We start from the raw sequence: 16,940 nt of genomic DNA on the forward strand, positions 1-16,940 counted from the left end.
ATGTGCTAGGCACATAGGGGCGTTTTTTGTCGTTTCAATACTATTGGAGGTGTCATCTATGAAGCATATGACTATGCAAGAAATCATTCTCACGCTACAAAACTTTTGGGCATCGAAAGGTTGTTTGACGATGCAAGCGTATGATGTGGAAAAAGGGGCAGGTACGTTAAACCCAATGACTACATTAAGAACGTTAGGACCAGAGCCTTGGAATGTCTGTTACACAGAACCGTCGCGCCGCCCGGCTGACGGACGTTACGGGGAGAACCCGAACCGCCTGTATCAACATCATCAGTTCCAAGTCATCATGAAGCCTTCTCCGAGCAACATCCAAGAGTTGTACTTAGAAAGTCTCGAGTTGATCGGAATTAACCCGCTCGAACATGATATCCGCTTCGTTGAGGATAACTGGGAGAACCCGACATTCGGAGCAGCCGGTCTCGGTTGGGAAGTATGGTTAAACGGGATGGAAATCACGCAATTCACGTATTTCCAACAAGTCGGTGGCATCGAGTGTGATCCGATTGCCGTTGAAATCACATACGGTCTCGAACGTCTCGCTTCGTACATTCAAGAAGTCGAGAGCGTTTTCGACCTCGTTTGGACAGACGGATTCAAGTATGGAGATATCTTTTATCAGCCTGAGTTCGAACACTCAAAATATACGTTCGAGTTATCAGATGTCGATATGCTCTTTACGCTATTTGACACATATGAGAAGGAAGCAAAACGTGCTCTTGAAGAAAATCTTGTCTTCCCTGCGTACGACTACATTTTGAAATGTTCACATACGTTCAACTTGTTAGACGCAAAAGGCGCGATTTCTGTGACAGAGCGGACTGGATTTATTCAACGCGTCCGTAATATGTCACGTGCATGTGCCTCTAAATTTATTGAAGAACGGGAGCGTCTCGGTTTCCCACTTTTGAAACAAGAGAAAGCAGGTGACTTGAATGCGTGACCTTTTACTAGAGATTGGATTGGAAGAGCTTCCGGCTCAATACGTCTTGCGTTCAGAAAAACAGTTAGGAGAACGAATCGACTCGTTCTTGAAAGAAGCGCGAGTTGAGTTTGGATCAATCGAAGTATATTCGACACCTCGTCGTTTAGCTGTAATCGTTCGTGATGTGGCGGAAACACAACAAGATTTGACGGAAACACTTCGCGGACCTGCGAAGAAGATTGCTCAAGACGCAGAAGGGAACTGGTCGAAAGCGGCAGAAGGATTTGCCCGTGGTCGTGGATTGTCAGTGGAAGACCTATACTTTGCGGAAGAAAAGGGAGTCGAGTATGTCTTCGCGAAGCGTCATGAAAAAGGACAAGCAACAGGTTCTTTGCTAAGTGGCCTTGAAGACGTTGTTCGAAGCTTGACGTTCCCGAAAAACATGAAGTGGGGAACGAGCAGTTTACGCTACATGCGTCCGATTCGTTGGTTAATCGCCCTCTTCGGTCAAGACGTCATCGACTTTACGATTGAAGGCGTGAAAACAGGGAATGTGACTCGAGGTCACCGTTTCCTCAGTAAAGGAGACGTCGTCGTCGAGTCACCTGCTGAATATGTGAAAGCGCTAGAGGCTGCATTTGTCATGGCAAGCTACGAGACACGTAAAGCTGAAATCGAACGTCAAATTCAAACGCTCGCGACAAATCAAGGGTGGACGATTCCGCTTGATGCCGATTTGTTAGAAGAAGTCACGAACTTAGTCGAGTGGCCGACTGCACTCTTTGGTGAATTTGATGAGACGTATCTTGACTTACCGGAAGAAGTTCTCATTACAACGATGAAAGAGCACCAGCGCTATTTCCCGGTATATGTTGATGGAACGTTGAAAAACTATTTCGTGACCGTTCGAAACGGGAACGCCGATCATCTTGAAAACGTCGCACGCGGGAACGAAAAGGTCATCCGTGCGCGCCTTGCGGATGCGGTCTTCTTCTATGAAGAAGACAAGAAGACAAAAATCGATGACCAGCTTGCACGTCTCGACCGAATCGTTTTCCACGAAAAATTAGGAACGACTGGAGCGAAAGCACGACGTGTGACCGAAATCGCACAAGCCCTTGCTCCTTTGTTTGATGCAGATCTTGAAAAAGTAAATCGTGCTGGTGCGATTCATAAGTTTGATCTTGTCAGCCAGATGGTTTACGAGTTCACAGAGCTTCAAGGAATCATGGGTGAGAAGTATGCCCTACAACAAGGTGAGGACAAGGAAGTAGCTGCGGCGATTCGTGAGCACTACATGCCACGTTTCGCGGGTGATTCGTCTCCGGAGACGGCGACAGGTGCCGTGCTTGCTCTCGCAGATAAGCTCGATTCGATTGCTGCGTTCTTTGGTATCGGCATGATCCCGAGTGGTTCACAAGATCCGTTCGCACTTCGTCGGCAAGCACAAGGGGTCGTACAAATCCTTGGGGATTGGAAGATTGACCTCTCAATCGACAAACTTCTTTCGAAAGTTGTCGAATTACAACTGGAGGCAGGACTCTATGAAGCCGATAAAGAACAAGTCAAGGCACAGCTCGTGGAGTTCTTTACACTTCGCTTGAAATATCGCTTGCAAGAACAGCAAGTTCGCTATGACGTGATTGATGCCGTGTTGACAACTACGCTTACGGTCGACCGTCTGGATGCTCGTGCACATGCGATTCAACAATTCGTCTCGACGGACGCGAAATCATTGATCGAGCAATTGTCACGCGTCGTCAATATCTCGAAAAAAGGTGAGCCAGGAGACGTCGATCCGTCATTGTTTGAAAACGACCAAGAGGTTGCATTACATGAAGCGATTGAACAGACTGCTCCTGATGCGATGAATGCCGTTCAAACAGGAGACTACAACAAAGCGCTTCAACTTCTTCAGACGCTTGAATCACCAATTATGATGTATTTCGAACATACAATGGTTATGAGTGATGACGAGGCGGTACGCCAAAACCGACTCCACGAAATGAACCGACTTGCTACGACGATTAAGAGTGTCGCAGACTTCAACGCGCTCGTACTCTAACAAACTAGAGGGGGTTGGCTATGCAACTGAATGAACGCCAACAAAAAATCGTCGAGATTGTAAAAGAAAATGGACCGATTACAGGGGAGCAAATCGCGCAGGAATTATCGCTGACGCGTGCGACCTTGCGTCCAGATCTTGCGATTTTGACGATGACAGGAATACTTGAAGCAAGACCTCGCGTCGGCTACACGTTCGTTGGCAAACGGAATTCGTCGATGCTCCGAGAAAAGCTAGATTCCTTGACTGTCGGGGATTTCATGTCCTCTGCGAAAGTCGTTCGGGATGAGATGACGGTATATGATGCGATTGTCACGCTGTTCTTAGAAGATGTGGGCTCGCTGTTCGTTGTCGGACGTGACAGAGAACTTGTAGGGGTATTGTCACGTAAAGACCTCCTCCGCGCCGCCATTGGGAATCAAGATTTGGATCAATTGCCGGTCAATGTCATCATGACACGCATGCCGAATATCACGGTTTGCGAGAAAAGCGAGACATTGATTCGTGCGGGAATGAAATTGATTGAGAAACAAATCGATGCCATGCCGGTCGTTGAAGAGAAGGATGGCAAATTGATTGTTCTCGGTCGGATGACGAAAACGAACATGACGAAGGTGCTCATTGCGTTAGCGAACGATGAGTCGATTTGAGGAGGAAACCGATTTGACTACGAAACAACTCGTTTTTGTGGTAAGTGACTCGGTCGGGGAGACGTGTGAGCTCGTCGTCCGAGCAGCGAGTATCCAATTCCATGAGAATGCGATTGATACGCTTCGCATCCCATTCGTTGAGGATGAGCAGACGATTATCGATGTAGTCACACAAGCGAAGGCGCAACACGCAATCATTGCATTCACGCTCGTCAATGAAGAGCATCGCGCGCTTCTCATGAAACTCGGGGAAGAACACCAGGTCAAGACGGTTGACTTGCTCGGTGATTTGCTCGATGTATTAGCGGGACAACTAAAAGAAGCTCCGCGTGAAAAACCGGGACTCATCTATCGCTTAGACGATGATTACTTCCGTAAAATCGAAGCGATGGAATTTGCCGTCAAATATGACGATGGTCGAGACCCGCGTGGTCTGAAAAAAGCCGACATCGTACTCGTCGGCGTCTCGCGAACATCGAAGACACCACTGTCTCAGTATTTGGCATTGAAACGATATAAAGTCGCGAACGTCCCACTCGTACCAGAATCACGACCTCCAGAGGAGTTATTCGACTTACCGGCAGAACGGTGTGTCGGGTTAATCATCTCTCCAGAGAAGTTGATTTCGATCCGAATGGAGCGCCTCAAATCACTCGGTTTGAAGCCGGAAGCAGACTATGCACAACTTGAACGAATCAATCGAGAGCTCGAATATGCTCGCGGGATTTATGAACGAATCGGTTGTGATGTGATCGATGTGACGAACAAGGCGGTCGAAGAGACGGCGGGTATTATCTTACGTCATCTCGAGCAATCAAAAGACGACTAATCTGCATAAGTGTTTCGATTAGTAATCGTTGCTTTGAGAGGGTATAATAGAGTATTGACAGTACAGTGAAACGGAACGTGATGAGCGTTCCGTTTCGTTGCGAGATTGGAAACAGGGAGTGGTCAAGATGCCACGGATACCAGATGAAGTCATCGCAGAAGTGAAGCAAGCGACCGATATCGTCGAATTGATCGGCGAGCGTGTCGAATTAAAGAAACAAGGGCATCGGCTTGTCGGGTTATGTCCATTTCATTCCGAAAACTCACCGTCTTTTTCCGTTTCACCTGAAAAAGGGATGTATCACTGTTTCGGTTGTGGTGCCGGAGGGAACGTATTCACGTTCGTGATGGAGACGGAAGGGTTGTCTTTTCCTGAGACAGTGGAGCGTTTAGCAACGCGCGCGAATATTTCAGTAGAGGGTATACAAGGGGACGAAGAACTCACACGTGAACAAGTATGGCGTAAACAGATGCGTGATGCACATCGGCTCGTCGCGGACTTGTACCATGAAGTCTTGATGAAAACGGAAGCTGGCGAAGTGGGATTGTCGTATTTGCGCAACCGTGATTTAACGGAAGAAACGATTGCGCAATACAAGATTGGATTTGCCCCAGACCAACGACGCTTTACTGTCGAGTTGTTGGAGCGGCGAGGGTTCGATTTAGAAGTGATGGTTGAGGCAGGTTTAATCTCGAAGTCCAAATCCGGTGAATATTTTGACCGATTTGAAGGACGGGTCGTCTTTCCGATTGCGGATCGAGACGGCACCATCGTTGGCTTCAGTGGACGTGCGATTGATGACCGTCAACCAAAATACGTGAATACGGCTGAAACACCGCTATTCAACAAGAGTGAATTGCTATTTGGCTTCTCTCAAGCCCGGGCATTGATGCGTAAGAAAAAGCGAGTCTTTCTCGTAGAAGGAAACGTAGACGTCTTACAAGTCGCGCAAGCGGGTACACAAGAAGTTGTGGCATCACTTGGGACTGCCTTCTCTCCACAACATGCAAGAGCATTGTCTCGAATCGTGGAGGAAGTCATCATCTGTTATGACGGAGACCATGCGGGACAAGAGGCGACTCAAAAAGTCATTCGCTTATTGGAGTCATCCCCGCTCGATGTACAAGTTTTACCGTTACCCGAAAAGACAGACCCGGATGATTATATACGTCAACACGGGGCGTCGCATTGGCAACAGTTTGTCGAGACGGAACAGTTGAGCGTGCTTGATTTTATGAATCGTATGCTCAGACGAGGAAAAAACTTGAACCGAGAAGGAGAACGGATTCGCTTTATTGAATCTATGCTTGAAGAGATCGGTAAGACGAATGATTCGATTCGAAGAGATTTATATGTGAAAAAGCTGTCGGATGAGTTTGAGATTCCGCTCGAGACGCTTCGTTCGAGAATTCCTCGTCCGACGTCAAGCGAATCGACACCCGTCCGTACGATGGAGCCTGTGGAACCCGTTCGAAAACGTTCGAGTAAAACGGGCGAACCACGCTGGATGAAAGCAGAGAAGTATTTGTTACGTGCCATGTTGACTGGACCGGAACAAGTCCGCTTTGTACGCGATCGTCTAGGGCTACGTTATCAGGATGAGACACATCGTATGCTAGGTTCGGCATTGTATGAAATCGTCTCTGAGACGATGACACAAGATGAGTTCGATCAAGTGACGTTGCCGTTTATGGAGCGTTACTGCGACCAACGTCCCGATTATGCGATGCGTTTTGCGGAGATCCGACTGATGGCTGGACCGGATGAACTGTCTGAAGAGGTTTTAGACGAATACATTCGGGTCATAAACAGTTATGAGGAGCAACGTCAAATCGAGCGTGCAAAAAGGGAAATCGCTCAAGACGCCGAAAGTATTGTTGACCAGGCGTCCAAGCTACAAGAATTGATTGCCCGTAGTCGTCGTCTACGAGAACGATGAACGTGGATGAAGTTTGGAAGGAGTTGAACTGCTAAATGGCAGAGAAGAAGAAAGAGGATTTATTTAACGCCATAGAAGAGCTCGAAAAGTTAGGAAAGAAAAAAGGCGTTGTCTCAATGCAAGCAATTCAAGACCGCCTCAGTCATTTTGAGGTGGACTCGGATTTCATTGATAACTTCATCGAAGATTTAGAAGCGAAAGATATCCGTGTCACAGAGGACGCAGCTGACGCAGAAGAAACACCTGCGAAAAAAGAAGATGAAGAAGTCGACTTAAACGACTTATCGGTACCACCTGGAATTAAAATCAACGACCCGGTCCGAATGTATTTGAAAGAAATCGGCCGTGTCGACCTTCTCAGTGCGAAAGATGAGACGGAGCTTGCGAAACGAATCGAGCAAGGAGACGAAGAAGCGAAAAAACGTCTTGCGGAAGCGAACCTTCGTCTCGTCGTTTCGATTGCGAAACGTTACGTCGGTCGTGGGATGCTCTTCCTTGATTTGATTCAAGAAGGAAACATGGGCCTCATCAAAGCAGTCGAAAAATTCGACTACATGAAAGGGTTCAAATTCTCGACTTATGCGACATGGTGGATTCGTCAGGCCATCACTCGTGCGATTGCTGACCAAGCGCGTACAATCCGGATCCCAGTTCACATGGTCGAAACGATTAACAAATTGATTCGCGTTCAACGTCAATTGCTCCAAGACCTCGGTCGTGAACCTTCTCCAGAAGAGATTGCGAAAGAGATGGAACTCACACCTGAAAAAGTGCGTGAGATTCTAAAAATCGCGCAAGAGCCGGTGTCACTTGAAACACCGATTGGGGAAGAAGACGATTCACATCTCGGTGACTTCATTGAAGACCAAGATGCAATGGCCCCACAAGATGCGGCAGCCTATGAATTGTTGAAAGAACAGTTAGAAGACGTTCTTGATACGTTGACGGACCGTGAAGAAAACGTCCTTCGTCTTCGTTTCGGTCTAGACGATGGTCGTACGCGTACACTTGAAGAAGTCGGGAAAGTGTTCGGCGTCACACGTGAGCGGATTCGTCAGATCGAAGCGAAAGCTCTTCGTAAATTACGTCACCCAAGTCGTTCCAAACGCTTGAAAGACTTCCTCGATTAAGTTCATATTTGAATAAAGTGTGAAGTTTTAGAAGAAAGGAAGGAAAATGAGTGATTTTCCTTCCTTCTTTATTATTTTTTGAGTAAAATAGTGTTGGATAGAAATTTGGAATGAACATGAGGGGGAACTACAATGCGTAATCCATTGTTACCGTTTGCGGCAATCGCAATCGTCGCAATTATTGCCATGGTATCATTATCGTATTTTGGTGTGAATCAGGCGCAACAAGCGGCTGAAGGTCCAGCAGTCACTGAAATGAACCCAGAAGAGTTATATGCAGCGAAGGGTTGCACAGGTTGCCACGGCGGAAACCTTGAAGGTGGCGTTGGTCCAGCACTTACTGGTGTTGGCGATCGTCTTTCACCAGAAGAAATCGCAAACATCATTGTCAACGGACAAGGTGCGATGCCTGCAGGTCTTGCATCAGCTGAAGAAGCAGAAGTGCTTGCGAACTGGTTGATCGAACAATAAGAAGTGGCGCACTCCGTAGCGGGGTGCGTTTTTTGTTGTCGAAGTGTAAAGAATTCGATACGCTAGGGAAGAAGTAGAACAAAGGAGTTGTCTTACATGCAAGAACGTGTCATCTTAGATCGCCGCTTGAAGCAAGTTGTCGATTATATCCCGAAAGGAAGCGTGCTCGCTGATATTGGGTCGGATCACGCATATGTGCCATGCTACGCCCTTCAACAAGGAATCATTTCAAAGGGGATTGCAGGCGAAGTAAATGTTGGTCCGATGGAGGCCGCAAAAGCACAAGTAGACTTGATTGGAGCGCGAGAAGTCATTGATGTACGTCTCGGTGATGGTCTGGCTGTATTACATGAAGACGAAGCGACATGTATCTCGATTTGTGGGATGGGTGGCAGTTTGATTCGTTCGATTCTAGAATCCGGGAAAGAGAAGCTCGGTGCAGTCGAGCGTCTGATTCTTCAACCGAATGTCGACGGACAACACGTTCGGAGTTGGTTGCTTGAGAATGGATATGTTCTCGTCGAAGAAGCGATTGTCGAAGAGAATGATAAGGTATATGAGATTCTCGTCGGCGAAAAAGGGACTGAAACGATGTATAGTGACGATCTCACAGAACGGACTTGGCAACTATTATTCGGTCCATATTTGATTCAGGAACGCCCTGAGGCGTTTAAACTGAAGTGGAGTCGTGAAGCGGATAAACTCGAATATGTACTCGGTCAAATGGCAGATGGCATTCAGTCAGAGGCGTTGGTTCAAAAACAAATCGAATTCAAACGGATGCGTGACAAAATGAGAGAGGTGAGTCAGTAATGGCGAACGGCAATCAAGTGATCCAGTTGTTTGAAGAGTTTGCGCCAAAACACTTAGCAGTCGAAGGAGATAAAATCGGCTTGCAGATCGGATCACTCAATAAAGATGTCAAACGGGTCATGGTAACGCTCGATGTGCTTGAATCGGTCGTGGATGAAGCGATTGAGAAAAAGGTGGATTTGATCATTGCCCATCATCCGCCTATCTTTAGTCCGTTATCTCAAGTTAATGATCGTTCTACGGCAGGGAAAATCACGATGAAATGTATTCAGCATGACATCGCGGTCTACGTGGCACATACAAATTTAGATGTTTGTGTTGGCGGTGTGAACGATTGGATGAGTGAAGCAATCGGGTTGCACGACACAAAAGTACTTGTACCAACGTATGAAGAGCCAGTCTATAAATTAACGGTGTTCGTGCCGGAATCACACGCAGAAGACGTGTCACGTGCATTAGGCAGAGCAGGTGCCGGACATATCGGAGACTATGCGGATTGTCAGTTCCGAGTTTCTGGAAAAGGACAATTCACTCCTCTTGAAGGGACGACACCATTCATTGGTAGAGTTCACGAGACAGAACAAGTCGATGAGGTTCGAATCGAGACGGTCGTCCGCGAAAGCCAGAAGAAGCGAGTCTTGAAAGCGATGAAAGATGCTCATCCGTATGAAGAAGTAGCATACGATTTGATTCGAGACGAGATTGAAGGACACGTATACGGGTTAGGACGCATCGGTAGACTTGAACGTCCTGTAACACTTGAAGCGTTCGCCGACCATGTGAAGACGAGCTTTGGAGTGGAAGGTGTCCGTTTCGTCGGGGACCCGAAACGATTGATTGAGAAAGTGGCTGTACTTGGAGGGGACGGAAACAAATATGTTTCCGCTGCACATTTCAAAGGTGCAGATGCCTATGTAACAGGTGATTTATACTTCCACGTGGCGCATGATGCGATGGCACTAGGGCTTGCGGTCGTCGACCCAGGACACCATGTCGAAAGTGTCATGAAGCGTGGCGTGGTCGGGATTCTCACAGAGAAGTTTCAGAAAGGGAAAATCGATGTCGAGTTGATGATCTCCGAAGCGAACACGAACCCGTTCCAATTCAGATGACATAAAAAATCCCCCATTTTCTCGTTGAGAATGGGGGATTCGTTCACTTACGCAATGCCTTTACTTTCGGTAAGATACTGCGAAGTTCGAGATATGGTGTTTTATCATGTGTACTCAAATCTTCTGGATCGTACTGTGACAAGAAATCGATGACCTTTTTCGTGATTGGTGTCGGTGTAGATGCGCCAGACGTCACGGCGACGGTCTCGACACCCTCGAGCCAGTTCAAATCAAGTTCGCTCAAATCGCCGATGCGATACGCATTTGTGCCGGCAATCTCTTTAGAGACTTGCGCCAAACGATTCGAGTTATTTGATTTTGGATCGCCGACGACGATTAATAATTCGCAGTCTCCGGCTTGTTCGGCTACGGCTTCTTGACGAACTTGAGTCGCATTACAAATTTCGTTATGCACTTCAACGTGTGGATAGCGGGACTGAATCGTCTCAATCAGTGCAGAGACATCCCATTGACTCATCGTCGTCTGGTTCGTCACGAGAATTTTCCGGTCGAATAACCGACTCGGTAACTGATCGATTTCATGTTCATATTGAATCAAATGAACATGGTTCGGTGCGACTCCAATCGCGCCCTCTGGTTCTGGGTGGCCATGTTTCCCGATATAGATGACATCATATCCTTCAGCCGTTTTTTCCCGAATCAAATCATGTGTGACGAGGACGTCAGGACAAGAGGCATCGACAATCGTCAATCCTTTTTCAATGGTACGTTTCCGAACGAGTGGGGAAATCCCGTGCGCCGTGAAGACGACCGTTCCGCGGTCGATTGTTTCAAGCGCCTGCATCCGGTCCTCACCGTCAACCGTTTTGACACCGAGGTCCTCGAACGCCTGTGTGACGTGACGATTATGGACAATCATTCCGAGTATATGAATCGGGCGTGGCAAATCTGGATTTGCAACCGCCTCATTTGCGAGTTTCATGGCATCGACGACACCATAGCAATATCCGCGTGGACTAATTTTTTTAACTTTCATATGAAGACGAAGGCTCCTTTCGAAGTGCTTTCATACGTATTAGTCTAACATTGTTTCGAAAATACGAAAAGATTTGCGTGTATTCATGCTATAATTTTTAGGTTAGAAAGGAGGGACATCGTGAATCGAATGAAACAGTTGCGTGAACTTAAAAAATCATACTTTTTCCAAATTACGTTTATCATCATCATTATTTTAGCACTTGTTATCTCGTCGCTTGCATTCTCTGCTGATCGCGTCACGGTGTCTCGTGCAGAAGAGCTGGCGAAAGAGCAATTTGACTATGCGATTGACGATAGTATTGAAAATGTCGAGTCCCGACTCGGTAAATTGTATGAGGACCTGGTTTATCTTGGAGCATACGTCGGAAACGAACCGTGGATTGAAGAACGTATCCGGACAGGGTATTTAAATCAACGAACGAGTTTTACATCGATTTTCTATTATGATGTCAGCAAGAATTCGTTTAAATGGTATTCTGAGCGTCAAGTTTCCTCTTCTGTGATCAAACGTGACCCCAAGTTCGCAGAAGTATTGACTGCGAGTGGAAAAGAACTATATATGAGTGACCCTATCATGATTAGTGGGGACATGGGAACGTTCTTATATGTTCCTGTCATTGAAGACAACCGACCAATCGGTATTTTTGGTGGAAGCATCAGTGTGCTCAACTCTGACTTGTACCGACGGTCGCTTGAGTCAGCGAATGATGATATGATTCTTTATCTGTTAGATGAACAAGGAGAAGTGTTGACGACTTCATTCAACTTGGTCACAGATGCAGAACGTCGCGTATCACGTGAAGTCATTGACGACGTACTAGGACGGAGTACACGTACGATTTTAAGTACGGAAGAAGACACGATGATGTACGAACCGGATGCACGAGTCAGTGGCTGGAGTATGCTTGCAAAACATCAGAACGACTCTGTATATGAGACGGTCTACGATACGCGTTGGCAGTACTTGATGATTGCACTTGTGACGTTCTTCTTGAGCATCCTTGTCGGATTGTTGCTCTCGCGAACGTTGACGAATCCGCTCGTCGAACTTGTCAATCAGATCAAGAAGCAGCAGTCACTCGGTGCCATCACGCTCGAGAGGACCGGTTCAAAAGAAGTCGAGACATTACTGGATACGTACAACGATTACGCCCAGCGGATGGAAACATCAAGGCGTGAACAGTTGAGCCAGCAACAATTGATTTTGCATCAAGAAAAGCTAGCGTCACTTGGACAATTGGCAGCCGGGATTGCCCATGAGATTCGAAACCCGCTCACACCGGTCCATATCACCTTACAGTTGGCACGAGAAGGACAAAGCAATAAAGACATGGTAGACGTCGCCATCAAAGAATTGGAGCGGGCGAATGATTTAATCTCAACGATGCTGACACTTGCCAAACCTGATCAGGCAGGAAGAGACGAAGAATGGATTGATATGTTAGACTTTGCGAAGCGACTCGAATTTTTGATGGATGCTGAATGTTACAAGCGTCCGACCAAGTGGGAATTACTCGTTCCGAATGACATGCCTCCTTTCTATGCCTCGTTCGACATGCTCGTTCAAATCATTTATAACCTGTTCAAAAACGCGGTCGAGGCTGTTGAGTCGAAAGGTGCAGAGGGAAGTGTTGTCGTAACCGTTCTCTTTACGGAGCAGGAATATCGGTTCTTAATTGAAGATAACGGGATTGGTATGACAGAAGAACAACTCAAGACAGTCGGTTCGGCATTCAACACGACGAAAGACAGCGGAAACGGTCTTGGGATTTACATGATTCAAGAATACTTGAAGAGTGTGAACGGAGTGATGGAGATTGATAGCGTCGTCGACAAAGGAACGGCGATGTTGATCAAAATTCCAAGGAGAGATCCATCATGAAAACCCTCAAACATTATTGGCTCTGGTTACCAATCGTTTGGGCCATGACAATCCTTCTGATCACATCGATTCAAATACCGGAGCAAAAAACAGATGAAAAAGAAGTGGGATTCGTGTTCGTCAGCGATAAACATGAGCATGCGAACAAGCTGTTAGACTCGTTCGTTCATACGGCCAACCAAAAAGGATTTATCCCAATTCCTACGACGAGTGAAGATTCGCGCGTGTTAGAAAAAGAAAAATTGGACTCCTTGATTGATCGGGGGGTCGAGGCCATCTTCTTGACGACGCTCGATGACACGTTCATCCAACCGTCGTTAGAACGTGCAAAACGAGAAAATATCCCGATTATTGCGATTGACCGGATGATTGATCATCCGAGTATCTTGACTTCGGTCGTCTCCGACAATGTCGATATCGGGCGGATGGCAGCGGAACAAATTGCCGCGAAATATAGCGACCTGGATCGACCGATTCGTGTCGTCGAAGTGAGGGGTACGCCGAAGGTACGCTCCACGATGGACCGCAGTCTTGGGATTCGGGAATATGAAAAAGCGAATGCCGACCAATTCGAGATCATTGCCTCCATCACAGGGAACTATGATACGTTCCAAGCAGAGATTGAGATGTCACGTTGGTTAGAAGAAGAAATTCCGTTTGATGCTGTCTTTTCGCACAATGACGATAATACGTTCGGCGTCGTTCGAGCTTTAGAAAGTCATGACTTAACGGACAAGACGATCGTATCGGTAGACGGCATTTCTGATATTTATCCACTCATTCAAAATGGGAAAGTCAATGCGACTGTCGTACAGTCGCCAAACGAGATGATGGAAGTCGGCTTCAAAGCGCTCGAACAACATTTAAATGGAAAGAAAATTGCCAAGCATTATTATTCATCGAGTTATTTATATGAAGGCGTGGCAAAAGATTGATTGACAAATGATTTGATTCCGCTATGCTAGGAAAAGTGGAAAGAAACAGGAGGTGTATCGATTGAACAGCTTCCAACAGTTCAAATTGCTACCGTTTATGATCGATGCGTTAACAGAAAAACGCATCACGAAACCGACCGATATACAAGCACGGATTATTCCGGCTGCACTAAATGGTCGAGATATTATTGGGAAATCACAAACAGGAACGGGGAAAACACTTGCGTTCCTATTACCGATCGTAGAAGCGATCAACCCAGAAGAGGAATCTGTCCAAGCGATCGTTGTCGCACCGACACGTGAACTCGCATGGCAGATTCATGAAGAATTAAAATCAATCCTCATTAAGAATCCGGATTACATCAAATCAAGTTTGATTGTCGGAGGAACAGACCGCGAACGTCAAATCGATAAGATGAAAAATCCACCACAACTCATTATCGGGACACCGGGACGAATCCTTGACTTGATGAAAGCACAAGCCTTGTTCCCGCATAAAGTGACGCATTTCGTTGTCGATGAAGCTGACCAAATGCTCGATATGGGATTCTTGCCGGAAGTTGACCGCATCGCGCAATCACTTCCAGAAAAACTTCAAACAATGGTTTTCTCAGCGACAATTCCTGAGAAGCTCGAGCCGTTCTTGAAGCGTTACTTGCACGACCCACGTTTCGCTGAAGCGAGCCCGGAACATCGTGTCGCACCAAAAATCAAGCACCACGTCATCCCGGTACGTCACCGTGACCGTAAGGAATTGACCGTCGAAATTGCAAAAGCAATCAATCCGTTCGTCTGTCTCGTATTCACAAATACGAAACAAGAAGCGGATGAATTGGAGACATCATTCCGTGAAGCGGGACTGAATGTCGGTACGTTACACGGGGACATGCAGGCACGTCGCCGTAAACAAGCCATCAAGGACATTAACGACGCGAAGTATCAATACGTGATCGCTACAGACTTGGCAGCTCGAGGAATCGACATCTCAGGCGTTTCTCACGTCATCAACCATGGGATTCCGAAAGACCTTGACTTTTACACGCACCGTGTCGGTCGTACAGGTCGTGCGGGGGCTTCTGGTGAGGCGTATACGTTGTATGAAGACCATGAAAATGGACCAATCAACCGACTCGAAGAACGAGGGTTCGAATTCACACACGTGGACTTGCGCAATGGTTCGATTCAGCCAATCAAAACACGTCGCCGTCGCCAAACAGACCGGAAGATGAAAGTCTCGCATACGGCACATAGTCGTATGGCCGGTGAAATCAAGAAGGCGAAGAAGAAAGTGAAACCTGGCTATAAGAAGAAATTTAAGTATAAGTTAAAAGAGACGGCTTCACGTGAGCACATGCAACAACAGCGCTCGGATCGTCGTGCCGCTCGTAAGAAAAACAAGCGTTAATCGTTTGAAGAATCGACTTCTTGGAGTCGGTTCTTCTTTTTGTGTAAACTGAAGATAGAAGCTTATGAAGGGAAGATGATGATGTTAAAAATAGGTTCACACGTTTCGGTATCAGGTAAAAAAATGCTACTTGCAGGTAGCGAAGAGGCTGTTTCATATGGAGCGAATACGATGATGGTGTATACGGGAGCTCCTCAAAATACACGTCGAAAGCCGATTGAGGATTTGAATATCGAGGCGGCACTCACACATATGGCTGCTCACGACATCGAAGAGATTGTCGTCCATGCACCTTATATCATTAACCTCGGAAATACGACAAAACCTGAGACGTTCGAATTGGCCGTTTCATTTTTGACACAAGAGTTGAAGCGTGCTGAAGCACTCCAAGTTGCTCGCCATGTCGTTCTTCACCCAGGGGCTCATGTTGGTGCCGGAGAAGACATTGGTCTTGCCCGGATTATTGAAGGACTGAATGAAGTGTTGACTGGTGACGAACAGGTTAAGATTGCGCTTGAGACGATGGCAGGGAAGGGAAGCGAGCTCGGAAAGACGTTTGAAGAATTGGCAACAATCATAGACGGCGTCACACACAATGACCGTCTCTCTGTCTGTTTCGATACGTGTCACGTACATGATGCAGGCTACGACTTAGTCGGTGATTTGGACGGAGTGATTGAAGAATTCGATCGAATCGTCGGTCTCGACCGTCTCGGTGTGATTCATGTGAATGATTCAAAAAACGTGCGCGGTGCGAGAAAAGACCGGCACGAAAATATCGGGTATGGTGAGATTGGATTCGATACATTAAATCGAATCATTCATCATGAGGCATTTGCACATCTCCCAAAAATTTTAGAGACGCCATATATTCCAGTTAGTGAAAAAACGAAAGTGGCACCATATAAACAAGAGATCGAGATGTTCCGTGCGAATCAATTTGATCCTGAATGGCGTGAACGCTTCACGCTTTCTTATCAATAAACGATGGCAATCCTTCAGGTCGACCCAACTCAATATGATGTGTGGCACGCTTTCCCGACCTATTTTCTTGAACAAAGTCCCGTGTATGTAAAAGGGTCCGTGGCGACCCCGACAGCGTTCATCGAAGTGATCGGGCATGGGATCGTGGCAGAGGCAGAGGTATTGTTAGAGGAATTGATCGAGCAACCTGACGATCCATACTGGCTTGGCGCTAAAAAGGAAGAAGTGGCGACGTACAGTTTGGTCGATTTAATCCAACTTCATTTTCACCACCCGCTTTTGAAGATAGGGATGTATGAAGCGGACGAACCGTACGAGTCGATTCATCAGAAATGGATGGATGGGTACCATGTCCCCTCATCAAAATGGACAAAAGAGAATTATGAAGCGCATTTGTTTCGGGAGAAGCTTGTCGCCCCGTACGCTCCGGTGACAACATGCTCAGTTTGTGAGATCAATCTTTTCGAACGATACGGAAACGATGCATCAAAACTGATGGAATATCATCTGCAAGATGACCACGGAATTTGGGTGTGTCCAACCTGTCATAAAGCGATTCATACGTTAGACTAAAAAAACGATGCCTGAGAGGCATCGTTTTTTTAGAATGGCCAGTTTGCCACGACGAATTGATATACTTTCATCCCGAGGAAAACCCCGAAGATTCCGACGACACCTGGTAACACAGGCGGGGCTGGCAATGGCAATTTGAGTGCTGTGAAGATAGCACCACAGATTAAGCCAGCGAGTAGTGAAAGCAGAATTTCTTGCATGTATGATTCC

The 16,940-nt window shown here is 46.7% G+C and carries 16 protein-coding genes; 14 read left to right on the top strand and 2 right to left on the bottom strand.

Features of this window, described 5'->3' with window-relative positions:
* Window positions 1-67: 67 nt before the first annotated feature.
* The 9 genes from glyQ (at window position 68) to ACQKD4_RS04845 (ending at window position 9,952) form a co-directional block, all read left to right on the top strand.
* Complete coding sequence (gene glyQ, locus ACQKD4_RS04805; RefSeq protein WP_214789808.1) at window positions 68-961, top strand: glycine--tRNA ligase subunit alpha; 894 nt, start codon at window positions 68-70, stop codon at window positions 959-961.
* Complete coding sequence (gene glyS, locus ACQKD4_RS04810) at window positions 954-3,008, top strand: glycine--tRNA ligase subunit beta (protein WP_427372606.1); 2,055 nt, start codon at window positions 954-956, stop codon at window positions 3,006-3,008. Before glyQ ends, glyS begins: the two co-directional genes overlap by 8 nt.
* A 20-nt stretch (window positions 3,009-3,028) precedes the next feature.
* Entirely contained in the window at window positions 3,029-3,658 is a 630-nt protein-coding gene (locus ACQKD4_RS04815) for a helix-turn-helix transcriptional regulator (RefSeq protein WP_074033362.1), read from the top strand.
* A complete protein-coding gene (locus ACQKD4_RS04820; protein ID WP_427372607.1) occupies window positions 3,645-4,487 on the top strand; it encodes a pyruvate, water dikinase regulatory protein in 843 nt (280 codons plus the stop codon). The genes ACQKD4_RS04815 and ACQKD4_RS04820 overlap by 14 nt, the downstream gene beginning before the upstream one ends.
* Before the next feature lie 127 nt (window positions 4,488-4,614).
* Window positions 4,615-6,426, top strand: a complete 1,812-nt coding sequence (gene dnaG, locus ACQKD4_RS04825) for a DNA primase (RefSeq protein ID WP_214693088.1) — start codon at window positions 4,615-4,617, stop codon at window positions 6,424-6,426.
* A 35-nt stretch (window positions 6,427-6,461) separates the two neighbouring features.
* Complete coding sequence (gene rpoD, locus ACQKD4_RS04830; RefSeq protein WP_012726640.1) at window positions 6,462-7,556, top strand: RNA polymerase sigma factor RpoD; 1,095 nt, start codon at window positions 6,462-6,464, stop codon at window positions 7,554-7,556.
* Window positions 7,557-7,688: 132 nt separating this feature from the next.
* Window positions 7,689-8,027 carry a cytochrome c550 gene (gene cccA / locus ACQKD4_RS04835; RefSeq protein ID WP_012726639.1) on the top strand — a complete coding sequence of 113 codons (339 nt, stop codon included), beginning with the start codon at window positions 7,689-7,691 and terminating at the stop codon, window positions 8,025-8,027.
* Window positions 8,028-8,123: 96 nt separating this feature from the next.
* Entirely contained in the window at window positions 8,124-8,840 is a 717-nt protein-coding gene (locus ACQKD4_RS04840; RefSeq protein WP_214749209.1) for a tRNA (adenine(22)-N(1))-methyltransferase, read from the top strand.
* The gene (locus ACQKD4_RS04845; protein ID WP_427372609.1) at window positions 8,840-9,952 is read left to right on the top strand and encodes a Nif3-like dinuclear metal center hexameric protein; all 1,113 of its coding nucleotides are present in this window, start codon (window positions 8,840-8,842) and stop codon (window positions 9,950-9,952) included. The genes ACQKD4_RS04840 and ACQKD4_RS04845 overlap by 1 nt, the downstream gene beginning before the upstream one ends.
* Before the next feature lie 43 nt (window positions 9,953-9,995).
* Here ACQKD4_RS04845 and ACQKD4_RS04850 read toward each other — a convergent pair whose 3' ends face one another.
* Window positions 9,996-10,949: a 4-hydroxy-3-methylbut-2-enyl diphosphate reductase gene (locus ACQKD4_RS04850; RefSeq protein WP_427372610.1), complete on the bottom strand. Its 954-nt coding sequence runs from the start codon at window positions 10,947-10,949 to the stop codon at window positions 9,996-9,998.
* A 129-nt stretch (window positions 10,950-11,078) separates the two neighbouring features.
* Here ACQKD4_RS04850 and ACQKD4_RS04855 point away from each other — a divergent pair, with 129 nt between their 5' ends.
* From ACQKD4_RS04855 to ACQKD4_RS04875, 5 genes are all read left to right on the top strand, one after another.
* Window positions 11,079-12,833, top strand: a complete 1,755-nt coding sequence (locus tag ACQKD4_RS04855) for a HAMP domain-containing sensor histidine kinase (RefSeq protein ID WP_337874026.1) — start codon at window positions 11,079-11,081, stop codon at window positions 12,831-12,833.
* Window positions 12,830-13,768, top strand: a complete 939-nt coding sequence (locus ACQKD4_RS04860) for a sugar ABC transporter substrate-binding protein (protein ID WP_427372612.1) — start codon at window positions 12,830-12,832, stop codon at window positions 13,766-13,768. Before ACQKD4_RS04855 ends, ACQKD4_RS04860 begins: the two co-directional genes overlap by 4 nt.
* A 61-nt stretch (window positions 13,769-13,829) precedes the next feature.
* The gene (locus tag ACQKD4_RS04865; RefSeq protein WP_214693072.1) at window positions 13,830-15,173 is read left to right on the top strand and encodes a DEAD/DEAH box helicase; all 1,344 of its coding nucleotides are present in this window, start codon (window positions 13,830-13,832) and stop codon (window positions 15,171-15,173) included.
* An 81-nt stretch (window positions 15,174-15,254) separates the two neighbouring features.
* A complete protein-coding gene (locus ACQKD4_RS04870) occupies window positions 15,255-16,157 on the top strand; it encodes a deoxyribonuclease IV (RefSeq protein ID WP_427373268.1) in 903 nt (300 codons plus the stop codon).
* 3 nt (window positions 16,158-16,160) lie between these two features.
* A complete protein-coding gene (locus ACQKD4_RS04875) occupies window positions 16,161-16,730 on the top strand; it encodes a hypothetical protein (RefSeq protein ID WP_427372613.1) in 570 nt (189 codons plus the stop codon).
* A gap of 29 nt (window positions 16,731-16,759) precedes the next feature.
* On the opposite strand, the gene ACQKD4_RS04880 is transcribed toward ACQKD4_RS04875, so the two are convergent.
* Window positions 16,760-16,930 (bottom strand): DUF1427 family protein, encoded by a 171-nt coding sequence (locus ACQKD4_RS04880; protein WP_074033351.1) that lies wholly within the window; start codon window positions 16,928-16,930, stop codon window positions 16,760-16,762.
* Between the last annotated feature and the right edge of the window lie 10 nt (window positions 16,931-16,940).

The organism is Exiguobacterium sp. NPDC077395, from assembly GCF_050269125.1.
Taxonomy (GTDB): Bacteria; Bacillota; Bacilli; order Exiguobacteriales; family Exiguobacteriaceae; genus Exiguobacterium; species Exiguobacterium aestuarii_A.